Raw genomic sequence first — 16,775 nt, 5'->3', positions numbered from 1 at the left:
CGTTGCTTTGCGCCCAACATCGAAATCCATTGCAAGTAATTGAAAAGCAACTTAGCAATGGCATGCAAGTGTGGCTCAACGAAGATCATACGCGACCACAGGTCTTCGGTGCTGTGGTCGTAAAAGCCGGTTCCAAAGATTCTCCGAACACAGGAATTGCCCACTATTTCGAACATATTATGTTCAAGGGAACAGATAAAATCGGCACCGTCGATTATCTTTCCGAGAAGCCATGGCTTGATTCTATCGCGACGAAATACGATGAGTTGGCCAATACCAAGGATGCAATACGTCGCTCACAGATACAGAAAGACATTAACAGATTAAGTCGCAAGGCCGGTGAGTATGCCATTCCCAACGAATTCGAAACGCTGATTCAGAAGTTCGGAGGTACCGGACTCAATGCTTATACGTCAACGGACGAGACTGTTTATTATAACTTTTTCCTCCCACACTACATCGACCAATGGTGCGAACTCAATAGTGAGCGATTGATTTCGCCCGTTTTTCGTCTTTTTCAAGGCGAACTCGAAGCTGTCTACGAAGAGAAAAATCGCGCATCGGACGATGTATTTCGCAGTGCGATGGACGATATTCAACGTCACATTTTTGCCGGAACACCTTACGCTTATCCTATTATCGGTAGTACGGAGAGTATTAAGAACCCGCAACTTAGTGCCATGTCGGAATTCTACCAACGTTATTATGTGGCTGGAAACATGGGACTTGTGCTTTGCGGAGACATCGATGCCGATGCAATCATGCCTTTGTTGGAACGTACTTTCGGTCGAATCCGCCCGGGAAAGGCGCCTATTTCTGCGCCGACTCACCTGCCTTCGTTTACGAATCATGATGTATTCCATGTCAAAATACCTGTTCCCGTTGTCAAAATAGCCGGTTATGTGTTGCATGCGCCCACTAATCGTGATCCCGATTATGTGCCGTTCACGCTCGCTTTGGCGTTGCTTTCCAATTCGGAAGGGACCGGCTTGCTCGATTCTCTGAGTAATTCGCATCGCGTAATGATGCAACAGCCGGTCAAATGAGTTTTAAAGATGTAGCAGTGGCTTATTTCGGTTATGTTCCTAAGTTGCCTTTCGGCTCGCGAAAAACGGCAGATCGATTATGTCGCAAGCAAATCGAGAAACTCAAACATGGTCAATTCACAGATCAGGCACTTGAAGTCATCAAGCAAAATAGCGAGAAAAAACGACAGCTCAGGCTAGAAGGAATCGACACCCGACGCTTTGAGATGATCAATGCGATGTCTCATGGTTTGACGTGGAGCGACTATCTGCAACAAGACCAAGATCTGATGCGTGTCACGAAGACTGATATCGTGCGTGTGACTAACCGTTACTTCAACGGCGATTACATGCAAGTTGTCAAGCGATATGGCTCTAATCGCAAGGAGAAAGTTGCTCAACCAGATTACCGACCGGTAACACCTAAGCATGCGGGAACGCAATCCAGTTATGCGAAAGCCTTGGAACAACAATCTGTCAAGGCTGTAATGCCTCGATTGCCCGACTTCGATCATGATGTCAAAACGGTGCAAATGGCTCCGCTTGTTACGTTTTATTCGGTGCCGAATCCTGTGAATGACTTGTTCAAACTGCAATTGATTTATCACAAAGGACGACGAGAGGATAACCGACTCACGGCAGTTGCCGATTATCTCAGTCTCATCGGAACCTACGATTTACCGCTCCATCGTTTTCGTAAAGCGTTGGGAGAACTCGGAGCAAGCATTGATTTCGAAGCCGGAAACGATGCATTCACTATCACTTTGAGCGGATTCGACCGCCATTTAGTGCCTTCGCTCGCTCTACTTCGGCAATTGATGACACGTGCCAAGGCTGATCCGCGTATGATGAAGGACTTGATCCACAGTGCGAGAATCGATCAAAAAACATTCTTTAAAGTACCGGTTAATATCACGAATGCTGTTGTCAACCGGGTTATTTACGGTAGTCGATCGCCTTATCTCACGCAACTCACGGCCAGTCAATTGAAAAAGATGGACGGAGAAGCGTTGATCAACATTTTCAAAAGTTTGCAAACCAATGAGCTAAGTATTGCTTACAGCGGTCGATTGAATGTTGACAGCGTTACAGAAGCTGTTCGACGGCATGTTGATTTGCGTCAAGTCACAGTCCCGCATAGCTTTACCCATCGCCCATTGATGACTTATGATCGCCCGGCGGTGTATTTTTATGATGTTCCCACGGCTCGACAAACCACCGTTTGCACGTATCTCTCACTGCCGGCAATGCCCACCGAACAAGCGCGTGCGCGTTTTGCGTTGTGGAGCCAATACTTTGGCAGTGGTATGTCATCTATTCTTTTTCAAGACATTCGCGAGTTCCGGGCTTTGGCTTATGCTGTAAACGGACAGCGGATCATGCCTTCTATCATTGCGCATCGCGATGATCCGACAGGCTACTTAGCATATTTGGGCACGCAAAGTGACAAAACCATGCAGGCAATTGGTGTGCTCGACAGTCTGTTCAGCGCTATGCCGCTACGCGAATCGGGTATGGCGGCAGCCCGACAAGGTGTGATCAACCGGATCAATAATGATTATCCGGATTTCAGAGACATGGCTCGCGATATTGCTTTGTGGCGAACGGCAGGTTATTCGGCTGCTCCCGATAAAGCGTTGAGTGAACTCTTGCCTCACCTTTCGCTTTCAGACATAACGTCGTTTTATACTAATTACGTTCGCAAAGTCCCCCGTGTGCTGATCGTTGTGGGTAATAAGCGCATGTTGGATATGCAAAAACTCGCTACATTCGGGCCTGTCATAGAGTTGAAAAAGCAGTTGATCGTTGGGCATCGATAGTTGATCGTTTTCTAAGAACACCTAAAACAAAGGTGAAGCAACGGTCTTTTGTCAACACCAATGAGATAACGCGGGGCGAATGGATATTCTCTATATACGTACTTATGGGTTGATTGTTTTATCCTTGAAAATGCTTTATCGGTTGCAAAGTTATGACTATTTTAATCAAAGTGCCTTAAACTTTTTGTATGTATTAGTAACCGATTTACGGTTTTTGTGCGTGCAACATTCTAACTAACGGTTGATTGCACGTCGGTTAAGCGTTAGTTGCAATGCGATTAACGGTTAATGGCACGCCGATTAACGGTTGATGAGGAGGAAGTTTGCTCGTGTCGACAAAAAGCATTAACTTTGACACCTCACTTCATATCACTATTTTAATCCTGTGACGGCAATGAATTATGTTTGTGAATACGCATCGCCCATCGGACTCCTACATCTTGTGAGTGATGGAGAAGCATTGATCGAACTATGGATCGAAGGTCAGAAATATGCTGCTAAATCAGGTCCCGACGGAGTGCGAAAGGCTGATCTGCCAGTCTTCGAATGCACACGGCAATGGTTGGATCAATATTTCGATGGGCAGATTCCGCTTGATCCACCGCCCATCCGATTGATAGGAACACCTTTTCAACAGTTGGTCTGGCGCATATTGCAACAAATTCCTTACGGCAAGACCGTCACTTATGGTGATGTGGCGCGTCGGATAGCCACTGTGCGAGGTGTTCTCACCCTGTCGGCGCAAGCAGTCGGAGGTGCCGTCGGGCGCAATCCCGTGAGCATCATCATCCCTTGTCATCGCGTGATAGGCGCCAATGGCCGTCTCACGGGTTATGCCGGTGGCATCGACAAGAAGTTTGCCTTGCTGCGATTAGAGCACGCCGCGATTGTCTCCGACAGAGATTTGTTTGGTGAAAATAAGCCGCTTGGCGGGCGGAAAGGGGTAGAAAAGAATCTGAAATAGGTGGGTGGAATGAGAAAAGTGTCTTGAATCAACTCACAACTTATCCCTAACAAGTGCGCTATCGCTTGTTAACAATGAGTTCAAGACCTTGCTTTGTGTAAAAAGGAAAGCGTGTGTCGCTGGATATTAAAGGTAAATGTTCGGTGATGGCGTGTGCTATAATCACGTGATCTGACGGGTCTTTATGCCCTTGCGCATTGTTGAGTTCCATGCGGGCATAGGTTATGATGTGCTCTTTTCGCACCGGAAGAATCGTGATATAATACTCCTTTTCGATGGCACGCACCATTGCTTCGGCTGTCTTCCATCTTTTCGAACCAAGCCTTTTGTTGTTAAAACTGACGACAAGTTCCTTTACCGACTCTGCACTTATATATAGTTGAGAGTCGTAATCTTCGAGTAAAGCGAGTACGTCTTGACTTAATGAGTTTGGGTCTAAGGATAAAAATACGAATATATTCGTATCAATTAGATATCGCATCGTATTGAAAGATTGTCGGATCGTTAACAATCAGACTTCCTTTTAATCTTCTGGCAGCTTCCAAAGTCTTACCGACTTTTCTCTTCTCAACCTTTTTCTCGGTCTTTTTTGCTTTTTCTTCCATCGTGGTTCATGCTTAATTACATTGCAAAGATAGTGCAATTCATGCTTACTTCCAAACTTTTTGGGGTAAGAACTATCGTTTTAGCGGTAATATTCCAATGCTTTTTGGATGATGGAAGACGGCAAAAGAGAGTCGACGGGAATATGATTGCGAATGCGATGACGTATTTCCGTGCTGCTGATATCGTAAAGAGGCGTGTCGACAAGACGCACTGTGGAGGAAACGTAATCGTGTTGACGTGGGCGTTTCGTCGCGGATAAACGATGATGGAATAATGAGTGATGATGTCGTTGGCGTGATACCAACGGGGGAAAGAGAGCCAATTGTCGGCTCCGATGAGAAGTGTGAACATGCGATTGGGATAGTTGTGGCTCATCGCTTGGAGTGTATGCCACATATAAGAAGGCTTCGGCAGATGAAATTCACAATCGTTGGTGATGAGATGAGGCTCATTTGCAAGAGCCAAACGAACCAATTCGAGGCGTAAACGATCGTCTAAGAGATTCGGATCTGCACGTTTAAAGGGGTTCTGCGGCGATACAACGAACCAGATTTCATCCAATTCAGCAAGTGCGAGAATGCTTTTTGCCAGGGCGATATGTCCGTTGTGGATGGGGTTGAAAGATCCTCCGAAGATCCCGGTTTTAATCATTGAGAAAGTCTTTGACGGCAAGATACACTTCTTGTTTGGCCCGTTCGAGATCGTCATTGATGATGATGCGATCGAATCGGGACGCAAAACTGAGTTCGTATTCAGCTCGTGCTATGCGGTCTTCGATCACTTCCGGAGCGTCAGTAGCCCGCTTGTTGAGTCGGTTTCGCAGTTCCTTGATCGATGGCGGTTGGATAAACAGGCTGAGTGCACGGCTCCCGTAGAAATCTTTAATATGACATCCGCCTTTTACGTCGACGTCGAACACAACGTTCTGACCTGCTTCTAATTGTCGCTCCACTTGTGATTTCAACGTTCCGTAGAATCGATCGGTATAGACTTCTTCATATTCCAAGAACTCGTTTCGGTCTATTCTGCGCCGGAACTCATTAGGAGTGAGGAAGAAATATTCCACTCCGTGCTGTTCCGTTCCACGCGGAGCACGACTTGTGCAAGAGATGGAAAAAGTTAAATTGAGTTCCGGATGCTCCGCCATCAACCAATTGATAATTGTGCTTTTACCTGAACCGGAGGGGGCAGAAAAGATGATAAGGCCTCCAATAGATAGGTCTTTTTCATCCTTTTTTGAGGAGACTGAATTTTGATTAGGCATAGTTGCCGATACGTTTTTCATATAATGAGATCACTTATTCATTGTTTCCTTAACTTGATTGATCCTTATTTAGAGTACGTTCAGCACCTGTTCCTTGATTTGTTCCAGCTCATCTTTCATTCTCACTACGATGTTTTGCATTTCCGCTTGATTGCTTTTTGAACCGGTGGTGTTGATTTCGCGCCCCATTTCTTGTGCGATAAAACCGAGCTTTTTGCCTTGTCCTTGTCCCTCGTTCATCGTCTCTCGAAAATACTTTAAGTGGTTGGTGAGACGCTGTTTTTCCTCGCTGATGTCGAGTTTCTCAATATAATAAATTAGTTCTTGCTCCAAACGATTCTGGTCGTAATCGATTTCGGGGATGGTGTTGAGTCCGTCAATGATACGTGTACGAATCTTTTCGACACGTGATTTTTCATAAGGCTCGATTCCGGCGAGCAAAATCTCGATGTTGTCAATCTTTTCCTTGAATTTCTTTTGTAATGCAACGCCCTCTTGTTTGCGAAATTCCACGAGATTATTCAATGCCTGTTTGATGGTTAAGCAAGCCTTTTCCCATTCCTCATCGGTAAGAATCTCACTTCGTTTGTGGTCGTTACATCAGGCATACGCAGTAAAGTTTGAAACCAATCCTGCGGTTCGGGAATGCCGACACGAGTTTGAATCTCTTTGAGCTGATGATAATAGTCTTCCACCAAAGTTGCATTGATCGGCGTAGCATCGGCTATTTCGTCTTTCTCTATCCATATTGCGAAGTCTACTTTACCCCGAATCAGTGCGGCAGCAATCATCTGTCGCATCTCCATTTCTTTCTCTCGATAGAGTGGAGCGATACGAGTGGAGAGGTCAAGAGTCTTACTGTTCAACGATTTAATCTCTACATTGATTTTCTTTTCATTATAGGCGACGACCGCTTTGCCGTAACCTGTCATTGATAATACCATTGTTTGATTCGCGTTAAATTTTTGCAAATGTACGAATTTTGATGTGGAAAAGCGTAAATTTGCATCCTATTTAAGAATATATTGTAGTTATGTCGTGCATATTGAACATCGAAACGAGCACCGATGTGTGCTCTGTTGCTGTCAGCGATGCAGGCGAATGTATCTTTAATAAAGAAGATCACAGCGGTCCGAATCATGCTGTGAAGCTGGGAGTCTTTGTTGATGAAGCACTCTCTTTCATTGACAGCCACGCCATTCCGCTTGATGCTGTGGCCGTAAGTTGTGGTCCCGGCTCTTATACTGGGCTGCGCATAGGGATCTCTATGGGCAAGGGCATCTGCTACGGACGTGATGTTAAGCTCATTGCTGTGCCCACTTTGGAGTTGCTTTGTGTGCCGGTTCTCTTGCAAGAGCGAGTGAAAGAGGATGGTGCTTTGCTCTGTCCGATGCTCGATGCACGCCGAATGGAAGTCTATGCACAACTTTTTGATCGTGCTTTGAATGAAATTCGACCCATCCAAGCAGATATAGTCGACGGTGAAACTTACCGCGAATATCTTGCGAAAGGCCCTGTTTATTTCTTTGGCAATGGTGCTAAGAAATGTATGGAAATCATCGATAACGGCAATGCTCACTTGATTTCGGACATCGAACCACTTGCTAAAAATATGTTCCCATTGGCTGAAAAACGAATGGCTACCGGTCAATTCGAGGATGTTGCTTATTTTGTCCCATTCTATTTGAAGGATTTTGTGGCAAAGAAAGCAAAGGAATTGCTCCCTCTCTCATCCTCTTTGAAAGGGATGGGAATGTCGAGTGGACAAGTCTGAATACTGCAAACAACACGTAAGAAAATATTAATCGATGTGCCTGTTTTTACTTCCCGCTAATCCGGCAGGCACTCTTCTCTTTCGGAGAGGATGAGGGAGGTCTGATAGATGAATATTAATGGATTAGACTATAACACGCAACGAGAGCGGTTGGTGCTACCGGAATATGGTCGAGAAATACAGAATATGGTCGACTATGCAGTCTCTTTGCCTGATAAAGCAGAACGACAACGCTGTGCAGAAGCCATTATCAGCATTATGGATAGGATGTTCCCGCAGAATCGAGGGAATGAGGACTACGAACAAAAGTTATGGGATCACCTCGCATTGATGAGTGATTTCAAGCTCGATATTGACTATCCGTTCGATGTTTCGCAGGCTAAACAGATTACGCATAAACCGGAACCGCTGGCTTATCCGATGTCGCCCGTCCCCGTAAGACATTATGGAAAGATGGTATTCGGGTTGTTTTCAAAGTTGAAAGATATGTCTGATGGACCCGAAAAAGATGAATTGATCCGTATCACAGCCAATCAAATGAAACGTAATTTGATGCAATGGAGCCACGGATCACCGGATAATGAGAAAGTCGCTTCTGATCTCGCACGTTATACAGATGGGCAAGTTCAGATCGACTTAGATAACTTTCAATTTACAAATGTAAGCGAGAAAGAGGCAGTTATTCATAATCGGAAGAAAAAATAAACGGCAGAAATGGAGTCATTTATCATTGAGGGAGGGCACGCTCTCAGCGGAACGATTACACCGCAAGGAGCGAAGAATGAAGCATTGCAGGTGATTTGTGCCGCGCTTCTCACGCGAGATGCCGTGCGAATCAAGAATGTTCCCGATATCCTTGATGTGAATAACTTGATTAAATTGCTGCAAGACATTGGGGTAAAGGTGACCCGGCACACCCGAAACGACTACACTTTCCAGGCCGATCAGCTCAATCTCGATTATCTTCAAAGCGATGATTTCGTTCACAAATGTGCTTCATTGCGTGGCAGTATACTGATGATCGGACCGCTGTTGGGCCGTTTCGGCAAAGCAGCTGTAGCTCAACCGGGCGGTGATAAGATTGGACGGCGACGTTTAGACACGCATTTCTTAGGCTTTCAGGCCCTCGGTGCTGAATTCGTTTATGTAGAAGAGCGCAATGTTTACGAGATTGTTGCCCGACAATTGCGTGGTTGTTATATGTTGCTTGATGAGGCTTCGGTCACCGGAACGGCCAATATCATTATGTCGGCAGTGCTTGCCGAGGGTACGACAACTATCTACAATGCGGCTTGCGAACCGTATATCCAACAGCTGTGTCATCTTCTTAATCGGATGGGAGCAAGTATCAGCGGCATCGCCAGCAACTTACTCACCATCGTGGGAGTGAAGAGTTTGCACGGTGCTCATCACAGAATCCTGCCCGATATGATAGAGGTGGGCTCGTTTATAGGTATGGCTGCCGTTGTGGGTAACGGTATTCGGATTAAGAATGTATCGTTGCGTGACCTCGGCAACATTCCTTCTACATTCCGACAATTAGGCATTCAGCTTCTTATTGAGGGCGATGACATCGTTATTCCGCATCAAGACCATTATCAGATAGAATCTTTCATCGACGGCTCTATAATGACTTTGGCCGACGCACCGTGGCCGGGGGTCACGCCGGATTTGATTTCCGTGCTCTTAGTTGTAGCTACGCAGGCCCGCGGAAGTGTGCTTTTCCACCAGAAAATGTTTGAAAGTCGACTCTTCTTTGTCGATAAACTCATCGATATGGGGGCTCAAATCATCCTCTGCGACCCGCATCGCGCCGTAGTGATAGGGCACGATCGCAAGCTCACTTTGCGTTCGCGGCGAATGACCAGTCCCGATATACGGGCCGGAATCGCGTTACTCATTGCTGCATTAAGCGCCGACGGTACCAGTCAAATCGATAATATCGCTCAGATTGACCGTGGATACGAAGACATCGAAGCCCGACTGAATCAGCTGGGAGCACATATTCGGCGAATTAGTAATTGAGAAGTGATAATTGAGATTTGAATTTTTGAGATGTAAAACGGATGATTCAGCAGGGCGATGTATATAAAATAGGTAGATTGGGAAAGCCTCACGGCATTCACGGGGAACTCTCTTTGCAATTTTCCGATGATGTTTTCGACCGCACGGATGCCGATTATCTCATTTTGGATGTCGATGGAATTCTCGTTCCTTTTTATATAGACGAATATCGATTTCGCAGCAATGAGACCGCACTCATCACTTTCTGCGACATCAATTCGCAGGAAAAAGCACGCCGATTCACGGGCTGCGACGTCTATTTTCCGCGTCATTTGTCCGACAGTAATGAACAGAATATCTCGTGGGCAGAGCTAATTGGCTATGCGCTGACAGATGAAATAACCGATCGGGAAATCGGAATCATCCGCTCGGTAGATGACTCCACGATCAATATACTCTTTGAAGCGGAAGACGAACAGGGGAAAAATCACCTCATTCCGGCCAGTACCGATCTTATCACCGGTATTGATTCGCAACGCAAAGAGATCAGAATTAACTTGCCGGAAGGCATCTTAGACTTGAACGAAAGTAAATGAAGAAACAGATATGTATCCTTGGCAGCACGGGCAGTATCGGTACACAGGCACTCGATATCATTGCTCAGCACAGCGATCTTTATGAAGTTTATGCCCTCACTGCTAACAATCGTGTAGACGAACTGGCCGCACAGGCACGCCGATTTCACCCTGCAGCCGTCGTGATTGCCAATGAAACGCATTACGAACGACTGAAAAACGCTCTTGCAGACGAGCCGGATATTAAAGTCTATGCAGGCCAGTCGGCCCTTGATGAGATTGTTGAAGCCGAGCCTATCGATATGGTTCTCACGGCGATGGTGGGCTTTGCCGGTCTCGCTCCTACGATTCACGCCATCCGATCGCATAAGAAAATCTGCCTTGCCAATAAGGAAACCTTGGTTGTGGCAGGTGAGTTGATCTGCCGATTGGCACAAGAATATCATGTACCTATTATCCCCGTAGACAGCGAACATTCTGCAATCTTTCAATGTCTAACGGGCGAAGGTGATAACGAAATCGATAAAATACTCCTCACGGCAAGTGGAGGACCGTTCCGTTTGTTCACGAAAGAGCAGATGAGTCGTGTCACTGCGGCCGATGCTCTGAAGCATCCCACGTGGGAGATGGGCGCTAAAATCACCATTGATAGTGCCTCGATGATGAACAAAGGCTTTGAAGTGATCGAGGCGAAATGGCTTTTCGGTGTGCCGGTCAAGCGTATTCAGGTGCTCGTCCATCCCCAAAGTATCGTACACAGTGCCGTACAATTTTGCGATGGAAGCGTGAAGGCGCAACTCGGTATGCCTGATATGCGCCTCCCAATTCAATACGCCTTTTCGTTCCCCGACCGTTTGCCGCTCGACGGGCAGCGGCTCGATCTGTTCCGTCAACCACTTGAATTCTTCGAGCCCGACCTCGATAAGTTCCGCTGTTTGGCCTTAGCGTTTGAAGCGATTCATCGCGGTGGCAATATGCCTTGCATCCTCAATGCTGCCAACGAGATTGTAAATGAAGCATTCCGACAAGCCAGATGCTCGTTCATAGCTATGGCAGATATCATCGAAAAGACGATGGAGCGGGTCGTATTCGATGCAAATCCCACATACGAAACTTATATACAAACAGATCAAGAGGCACGAAGGATCGCTCGTGAAATGGTTGGATGAGGGATGAAAGATGAAGGATGAGCGGTGTATATACCCTATTTCATAAAATCAATGTTCAATAATCAATTCTTAATTCTCAATTTTTAATTGCCAGTTAATAATTACCCACAATGGAAGTATTTCTCATTCGGCTGCTGCAATTTATGCTCGCCATCTCTATTTTAGTGCTGCTCCACGAGGGCGGACACTTCTTTTTCTCAAAGCTCTTCGGCGTCCGGGTCGACAAGTTTTATCTTTTCTTCGATCCATGGTTCCATCTTTTCGAGTTCAAACCTAAACGAAGCGATACCGTTTACGGCATAGGCTGGTTGCCGTTGGGCGGTTATTGCAAGATCGCAGGTATGATAGACGAGAGCTTCGACACTGAACAGATGAAACAACCGGTACAGTCTTGGGAGTTTCGTAGCAAGCCAACGTGGCAACGTTTGCTGATAATGACGGGCGGCGTATTGGTTAATTTCCTGCTCGCTCTGTTCATTTACTCGATGGTTTTGTTCTATTGGGGCGACTCGTATGTTCGTGTTCAGGATATGACAATGGGTATGAAGTTCAATAATGAGGCCAAAAGTCTGGGCTTTAAAGATGGCGACGTGCTTATCGGAACGGATCAAAAGGACTTCAAAGACTTTAATGCCGACCTTTTTCGAGCGCTTTCCGAGGCCCACACTGTGCACATTCGGCGCGGTGGAAAACCAATGACGCTGTCGCTTCCGGGGGATATCAACCTCTTAGGTATGCTCAAAGCGACACCCGTTTTTACGCGTCCGTTAGTGCCGGCAGATGTCGACAGCGTGCTGGCAGGTACACCTGCCGCAAAGATTGGCATTAAGAAAGGCGACCGAATCTTGGCTTTCAATGGCCAGCCGGTTGACTCTTGGGCTGCATTTGAAGATGTCAAAGGTCGTATTGCAGATGCAATGACAGTCGTAAAGACGCCTGCCGACAGCCTGAAACTACGTACTGCCACCCTCGTTTACCGTGAGGCAGCTACGGGTGTAACCGATACAGCCCATCTTGTGCTCACACCGGCATTGGAAATAGGTGTCGGCCAGTCTACCATTTACAGCTATTACAAACCCGTTCACATTGATTACGGTTTCTTTGAGAGCTTTCCTGCCGGCATCAAATACGGCTGGAATGTCCTCGGCGGTTATGTCGGCGATCTGAAATATGTGTTCTCTGCCGACGGCGCTAAGTCGCTCGGCGGTTTCGGAGCCATCGGGAGCATGTTTCCGCCGATATGGGATTGGCACACGTTTTGGCTGATGACGGCTTTCTTAAGCATCATTTTGGCCTTTATGAACATTCTTCCCATTCCCGCGCTCGATGGTGGTCACGTACTGTTTTTGCTCTACGAGATGATTACGCGGCGCAAACCCAGCGAGACATTTATGGTCCGTGCCGAGTATGTAGCATTTCCATCCTCCTTCTTTTGATGGTGGTGGCCAACCTGAACGATATTCTTCGCTGGCTGGGGTATATGTAAGTCGTTATTGATTTCTCATCAATTCTGTTCTCATTAAGCGTTAATCGCCTGGTAACTCATCGTTAATTGCGTTGCAACTAACGGTGAGTTACCAGGCGATTAGCGGTGAGTTGGAATCCCAATTGATTATTAAAAATCGTGAATTTAGCCACTGTCAGAGAAGTTTGCGGTATCTTTGCTTCTTAAAAGAGATAGAAACGCAAATGAGTTTAACGAGAATCATTAGGCCGATATTCACGCCGCGAATGCGAAAAATAGAGCGTTATGCAACAGAAGCAGAAGCGCTGCAACAGCAGGTGATGAATTTTCTCATAGCCGAAGGAGCGCACACCGAATACGGACGCAACCATTTGCTTAAGCATACAAGTAGTTATGAGGATTTCGCAAGGAACATTCCGCTCAACACTTACGAAGAGTTGAAGAGTGATATAGACCGAATGCGCCACGGAGAGAGTGATGTTCTCTGGCCGGGAACAGTGAAATGGTTTGCCAAATCGTCAGGGACAACCAACGACAAGAGTAAATTCATTCCCATCACAACCGAAGGACTACAAGACACCCACTATCGGGGAGGCAAAGATGTGGTAGCTCTCTACCTGCAAAACAACCCGAAGAGCCGGATGTTCGACGGTAAAGGCTTGATTCTCGGAGGCTCGCACTCACCTAATTACGACATTCTTGGGAGCATCGTCGGCGACTTAAGCGCCATTCTTATTGAGAATATCAACCCACTGGCAAACCTTGTTCGCGTACCGAAAAAAGCTACGGCGCTGCTGAGTGACTTCGAGGTGAAACGCGAACGCATTGCACGCGAAACGCTGAAACAGCACGTTACTAACCTCTCGGGTGTACCTTCGTGGATGCTCTCGGTGCTGGTGCGCGTGCTGGAATTGAGCGGTAAGACGCACATCGAAGAAGTTTGGCCCGACTTAGAGGTATTTTTTCACGGCGGAATTGCTTTCGGTCCATATCGCAAACGCTTTCAACAGCTCATCACTTCGCCTGAGATGCACTACGTGGAGACCTATAACGCCAGCGAGGGATTCTTCGGAATACAAAGCGATCCGGCTGATCCGGCGATGCTGCTGATGGTGGATTACGGCGTATTTTACGAGTTTATCCCAATGGATCAGTATGGCAACGAATCGCCGAAAGTGGTTCCGCTAAGCGGCGTTGAGGTCGGACGCAATTATGCTATGGTGATTTCCACCTCGTGCGGACTATGGCGTTACATCATCGGCGACACCGTTTCGTTTACGTCGAAGGCACCTTATAAGTTCGTAATTACGGGAAGAACGAAGTATTTTATCAATGCTTTTGGCGAAGAACTCATTATGGACAACGCCGAAAAGGGACTTGCTTACGCTTGCGAAAAGACCGGAGCCGTGGTCAAAGAATATACAGCCGCCCCCGTATTTATGGACGAACGTGCGCAGTGCAGGCATCAGTGGCTCATCGAGTTTGCACAAACACCAGCCGATTTAACTACGTTTGCCCGACTGTTAGACCTCCGATTGCAAGAGATTAACAGCGATTATGAGGCCAAACGATATAAAGACATTACGTTGCAACCGTTAGAAGTGGTGCCGGCACGCGCCGGTCTGTTCGACGATTGGCTCAAACAAAAAGGCAAGTTAGGCGGACAACACAAGGTGCCGAGACTTAGCAACAGCCGAAAGAACATCGAAGAGCTGATGGAACTCAATAAAGCCCCCCTTCAATTCACCCCCGAAGGGGAAGGGCTCAAGGCCGAATGAGGACATTTTTAGATATGACTGTTTATATGAACAATATGACATTAGATTACATATACAGGATCATCAGGCGCCACTTTACGGCTGTATCCCTAAAATATCGCCATTATACTCTCCCCCTTCGAGGGGGAGTCGGAGGGGGAATCCTGCTCTTTCTCGCTTCGACTCTCGTTGTTTCCTGCGCCCGAATGGGTCATCCCGACGGCGGATGGTATGATGAGACACCGCCAAGAGTGATTGCCACGCACCCGAAAGACAAGGGAACAGACGTGAAAAGCAAGCGAGTGAACATCTATTTCAATGAGTTCATCAAGATAGACAATGCTACCGAGAACGTCATTGTATCTCCGCCGCAACTCGAAGCAGCCGAAATCAAAGGAATGGGCAAGCATATTCAAGTGACATTGAGAGACTCCCTGAAAGCAAATACAACCTACACGGTGGATTTCTCGGATGCAATTACCGATAACAACGAGGGTAATCCGCTGGGAAATTACACTTACAGTTTCTCCACCGGACCACAGATCGACACGATGGAAGTGGCCGGTAACGTAGTCGAAGCAGCCGACTTAGAGCCGGTTAAAGGCATTTTAGTGGGACTTTACAGTAATCTTGCCGACTCGGCATTCACGAAACAGCCAATGCTTCGCGTGGCCCGAACCGACAGCCGCGGCCGTTTCGTCATCAAAGGAGTGGCCCCCGGCCGTTACAGAATCTATGCCTTGCAAGACGCCGATGGTGATTATACCTTCAAACAAAAGAGTGAAAAGATCGCGTTCAATCGCGATATCATCATTCCTTCGGTCAAACCTGACACACGGCAAGATACCATTTGGCGCGACTCTCTGCGCATCGACTCCATCAGTTTGGTACATTACACGCACTATTTGCCCGATGATGTCGTGCTGCGAGCATTCAATGAGCAGATTACCGACCGCTACCTGCTCAAAACAGAGCGCACCGAAGCCAATCATTTCACGCTCTTTTTCAGTTACGGAAATCCGCAATTACCCCGTATCCGAGGGCTGAATTTCAACGCAGACAATGCTTTTATCACCGAAAGCAATGCCCGGCGAGACACCGTAAACTATTGGCTCCGTGACTCGTCGCTAATCAATCAAGACACGCTTCGTGTGCAATTGCAATACGAAAAGACCGATAGCAATGGTGTCTTACAACTGCAAACCGACACACTCGACATTCTTTCCAAACAAACTTATGAATGGCGACGCAAGCAACAACAAAAAGCCATAGATGAATGGACCAAAAAACAAGAGAAAGCCAAGAAGAAGGGAGAACCCAATGAGACGCAAATGCCTGTGAAACCACTGGCTGTCAAGATTGAAGCTCCATCTGAGTTGGATCCCGATAAAAACATTTTCATTTCGCTACCGGCACCTTCTGCCGTAGTCGATACCAGTAAGATACATCTCTATTCCAAGCACGACACGTTGTGGTATCGCTCTCCTTTCCTGTTACATTTGCCCCGATCGCGCGACAAAGACAGTACGGCCACGACCGACACAACACTCATTCAGCGGCTCAAATACGAACTTATGGGTGAGTGGAGACCCAACATCGAATACAGTTTAGAGATAGACAGTGCCGCATTCATCGATATTTACGGACACGCGTCCACAGCTTTCAAAAAAGGATTCAAGGTGCATTCACTCGACGATTACAGTTCGTTGCTAGTCAATATCACAGGGTTTGCGGGCCAGCATGTTGTTGCCCAACTGCTCAGTGGCGATGACAAGGTGATCAAGGAGGTATCGACGAGCACAGGAACGGCTGAATTTTTCTACATCAAACCGGGTACATTCTATCTCCGGATGTTCGTCGACGGCAATGATAACGGCATCTGGGACACCGGCAACTTCGCACAAGACCGACAGCCGGAAGCAGTATATTACTATCCCGAAGCCATCGAATGTAAAGCTAAATGGGATGTAACGCAGACGTGGAATCCCACTGATCGCAATGCGGCTCACCAAAAACCGAGCAAACTCGTCAAACAGAAAGCCGATAAACAACGCACCATCCAACACCGAAATGCCGAACGTGCCCGACAGTTGGGTATCGAGATGCTGAAGCCATAATACAGCGGTGAAAACATGCAAACGTGGACAGGTGAAACGATTAAGCGCAGATTGCATGGCGAAAAGCCGTTAATCGTCGTGCTTCCAACCGTCAGTTGTCGTGCGAAAAGCATCTAATCGGAACGCCACTCGATCACTCGCTCTGTTGCAACAGATTGGAAAGGATGGAACAACCGTTGTCGGATAGCGCTCGAATCACGCAAAGCAGCATTCAGAAACAAGTCAATTCATCAAC

Annotated in this window: 14 protein-coding genes and 2 pseudogenes; 11 read left to right on the top strand and 5 right to left on the bottom strand. The window is 47.0% G+C overall.

All coding sequences use genetic code 11. The features are described from left to right. The first annotated feature begins 29 nt into the window (after positions 1-29). The 3 genes from JCM12259_RS17085 to JCM12259_RS02135 all read left to right on the top strand — a co-directional run bounded on the left by JCM12259_RS17085 (position 30) and on the right by JCM12259_RS02135 (position 3,809). A complete protein-coding gene (locus tag JCM12259_RS17085; protein ID WP_234396523.1) occupies positions 30-1,046 on the top strand; it encodes a M16 family metallopeptidase in 1,017 nt (338 codons plus the stop codon). Next, on the top strand, positions 1,043-2,845 hold the full coding sequence (locus JCM12259_RS17080) for an insulinase family protein (RefSeq protein WP_051559068.1): 1,803 nt from the start codon (positions 1,043-1,045) through the stop codon (positions 2,843-2,845). Before JCM12259_RS17085 ends, JCM12259_RS17080 begins: the two co-directional genes overlap by 4 nt. 394 nt (positions 2,846-3,239) lie before the next feature. Further along, the gene (locus JCM12259_RS02135; RefSeq protein WP_025065243.1) at positions 3,240-3,809 is read left to right on the top strand and encodes a methylated-DNA--[protein]-cysteine S-methyltransferase; all 570 of its coding nucleotides are present in this window, start codon (positions 3,240-3,242) and stop codon (positions 3,807-3,809) included. A gap of 58 nt (positions 3,810-3,867) precedes the next feature. Here the strand turns inward: JCM12259_RS02135 and JCM12259_RS02130 are convergent, their stop codons facing one another. The 5 genes and pseudogenes from JCM12259_RS02130 to JCM12259_RS13340 all read right to left on the bottom strand — a co-directional run bounded on the left by JCM12259_RS02130 (position 3,868) and on the right by JCM12259_RS13340 (position 6,623). Continuing rightward, positions 3,868-4,290, bottom strand: a complete 423-nt coding sequence (locus JCM12259_RS02130) for a type II toxin-antitoxin system VapC family toxin (RefSeq protein ID WP_025065242.1) — start codon at positions 4,288-4,290, stop codon at positions 3,868-3,870. After that, entirely contained in the window at positions 4,274-4,414 is a 141-nt protein-coding gene (locus JCM12259_RS16875) for a hypothetical protein (protein WP_172793011.1), read from the bottom strand. Before JCM12259_RS16875 ends, JCM12259_RS02130 begins: the two co-directional genes overlap by 17 nt. Before the next feature lie 16 nt (positions 4,415-4,430). Next, the gene (gene nadD, locus JCM12259_RS13345) at positions 4,431-5,066 is read right to left on the bottom strand and encodes a nicotinate (nicotinamide) nucleotide adenylyltransferase (RefSeq protein WP_309546392.1); all 636 of its coding nucleotides are present in this window, start codon (positions 5,064-5,066) and stop codon (positions 4,431-4,433) included. After that, positions 5,059-5,679 carry a guanylate kinase gene (gene gmk / locus JCM12259_RS02115; RefSeq protein WP_051559066.1) on the bottom strand — a complete coding sequence of 207 codons (621 nt, stop codon included), beginning with the start codon at positions 5,677-5,679 and terminating at the stop codon, positions 5,059-5,061. Before gmk ends, nadD begins: the two co-directional genes overlap by 8 nt. 69 nt (positions 5,680-5,748) lie before the next feature. Further along, positions 5,749-6,623: pseudogene (locus JCM12259_RS13340) on the bottom strand (YicC/YloC family endoribonuclease). An 89-nt stretch (positions 6,624-6,712) separates the two neighbouring features. On the opposite strand from JCM12259_RS13340, the gene tsaB reads away from it, so the two are divergent. From tsaB to JCM12259_RS02070, 8 genes and pseudogenes are all read left to right on the top strand, one after another. Beyond that, positions 6,713-7,453: a tRNA (adenosine(37)-N6)-threonylcarbamoyltransferase complex dimerization subunit type 1 TsaB gene (gene tsaB, locus JCM12259_RS02105; RefSeq protein ID WP_025065240.1), complete on the top strand. Its 741-nt coding sequence runs from the start codon at positions 6,713-6,715 to the stop codon at positions 7,451-7,453. Positions 7,454-7,561: 108 nt separating this feature from the next. Next, positions 7,562-8,158 (top strand): DUF4290 domain-containing protein, encoded by a 597-nt coding sequence (locus JCM12259_RS02100; protein WP_025065239.1) that lies wholly within the window; start codon positions 7,562-7,564, stop codon positions 8,156-8,158. Between the two features lie 9 nt (positions 8,159-8,167). Then, positions 8,168-9,478 (top strand): UDP-N-acetylglucosamine 1-carboxyvinyltransferase, encoded by a 1,311-nt coding sequence (gene murA, locus JCM12259_RS02095; RefSeq protein WP_025065238.1) that lies wholly within the window; start codon positions 8,168-8,170, stop codon positions 9,476-9,478. A gap of 41 nt (positions 9,479-9,519) precedes the next feature. Continuing rightward, entirely contained in the window at positions 9,520-10,053 is a 534-nt protein-coding gene (gene rimM / locus JCM12259_RS02090; protein WP_025065237.1) for a ribosome maturation factor RimM, read from the top strand. Continuing rightward, the gene (locus tag JCM12259_RS02085) at positions 10,050-11,201 is read left to right on the top strand and encodes a 1-deoxy-D-xylulose-5-phosphate reductoisomerase (protein WP_025065236.1); all 1,152 of its coding nucleotides are present in this window, start codon (positions 10,050-10,052) and stop codon (positions 11,199-11,201) included. Before rimM ends, JCM12259_RS02085 begins: the two co-directional genes overlap by 4 nt. Positions 11,202-11,311: 110 nt before the next feature. Next, positions 11,312-12,687: pseudogene (rseP, locus tag JCM12259_RS13335) on the top strand (RIP metalloprotease RseP). Between the two features lie 203 nt (positions 12,688-12,890). After that, entirely contained in the window at positions 12,891-14,444 is a 1,554-nt protein-coding gene (locus tag JCM12259_RS02075) for a GH3 auxin-responsive promoter family protein (protein WP_025065235.1), read from the top strand. A gap of 185 nt (positions 14,445-14,629) precedes the next feature. After that, positions 14,630-16,540 (top strand): Ig-like domain-containing protein, encoded by a 1,911-nt coding sequence (locus JCM12259_RS02070; protein ID WP_025065234.1) that lies wholly within the window; start codon positions 14,630-14,632, stop codon positions 16,538-16,540. The last annotated feature ends 235 nt before the right edge of the window (positions 16,541-16,775 follow it).

Source organism: Hoylesella enoeca JCM 12259, from assembly GCF_000613405.1.
Lineage (GTDB): Bacteria > Bacteroidota > Bacteroidia > Bacteroidales > Bacteroidaceae > Prevotella > Prevotella enoeca.
Note: the sequence above shows the minus strand (reverse complement) of the source record. Positions and strands in the feature narration are given on the sequence as shown.

Excerpts from the sequence above, each read along its gene's own strand:
- JCM12259_RS17080 (WP_051559068.1), top strand. The coding sequence starts at position 1,043 with ATGAGTTTTAAAGATGTAGCAGTGGCTTATTTCGGTTATGTTCCTAAG.
- JCM12259_RS02135 (WP_025065243.1), top strand. The coding sequence starts at position 3,240 with ATGAATTATGTTTGTGAATACGCATCGCCCATCGGACTCCTACATCTT.
- JCM12259_RS02130 (WP_025065242.1), bottom strand. The coding sequence starts at position 4,290 with ATGCGATATCTAATTGATACGAATATATTCGTATTTTTATCCTTAGAC.
- JCM12259_RS16875 (WP_172793011.1), bottom strand. The coding sequence starts at position 4,414 with ATGGAAGAAAAAGCAAAAAAGACCGAGAAAAAGGTTGAGAAGAGAAAA.
- nadD (WP_309546392.1), bottom strand. The coding sequence starts at position 5,066 with ATGATTAAAACCGGGATCTTCGGAGGATCTTTCAACCCCATCCACAAC.
- gmk (WP_051559066.1), bottom strand. The coding sequence starts at position 5,679 with ATGCCTAATCAAAATTCAGTCTCCTCAAAAAAGGATGAAAAAGACCTA.
- tsaB (WP_025065240.1), top strand. The coding sequence starts at position 6,713 with ATGTCGTGCATATTGAACATCGAAACGAGCACCGATGTGTGCTCTGTT.
- JCM12259_RS02100 (WP_025065239.1), top strand. The coding sequence starts at position 7,562 with ATGAATATTAATGGATTAGACTATAACACGCAACGAGAGCGGTTGGTG.
- murA (WP_025065238.1), top strand. The coding sequence starts at position 8,168 with ATGGAGTCATTTATCATTGAGGGAGGGCACGCTCTCAGCGGAACGATT.
- rimM (WP_025065237.1), top strand. The coding sequence starts at position 9,520 with ATGATTCAGCAGGGCGATGTATATAAAATAGGTAGATTGGGAAAGCCT.
- JCM12259_RS02085 (WP_025065236.1), top strand. The coding sequence starts at position 10,050 with ATGAAGAAACAGATATGTATCCTTGGCAGCACGGGCAGTATCGGTACA.
- JCM12259_RS02075 (WP_025065235.1), top strand. The coding sequence starts at position 12,891 with ATGAGTTTAACGAGAATCATTAGGCCGATATTCACGCCGCGAATGCGA.
- JCM12259_RS02070 (WP_025065234.1), top strand. The coding sequence starts at position 14,630 with ATGGGTCATCCCGACGGCGGATGGTATGATGAGACACCGCCAAGAGTG.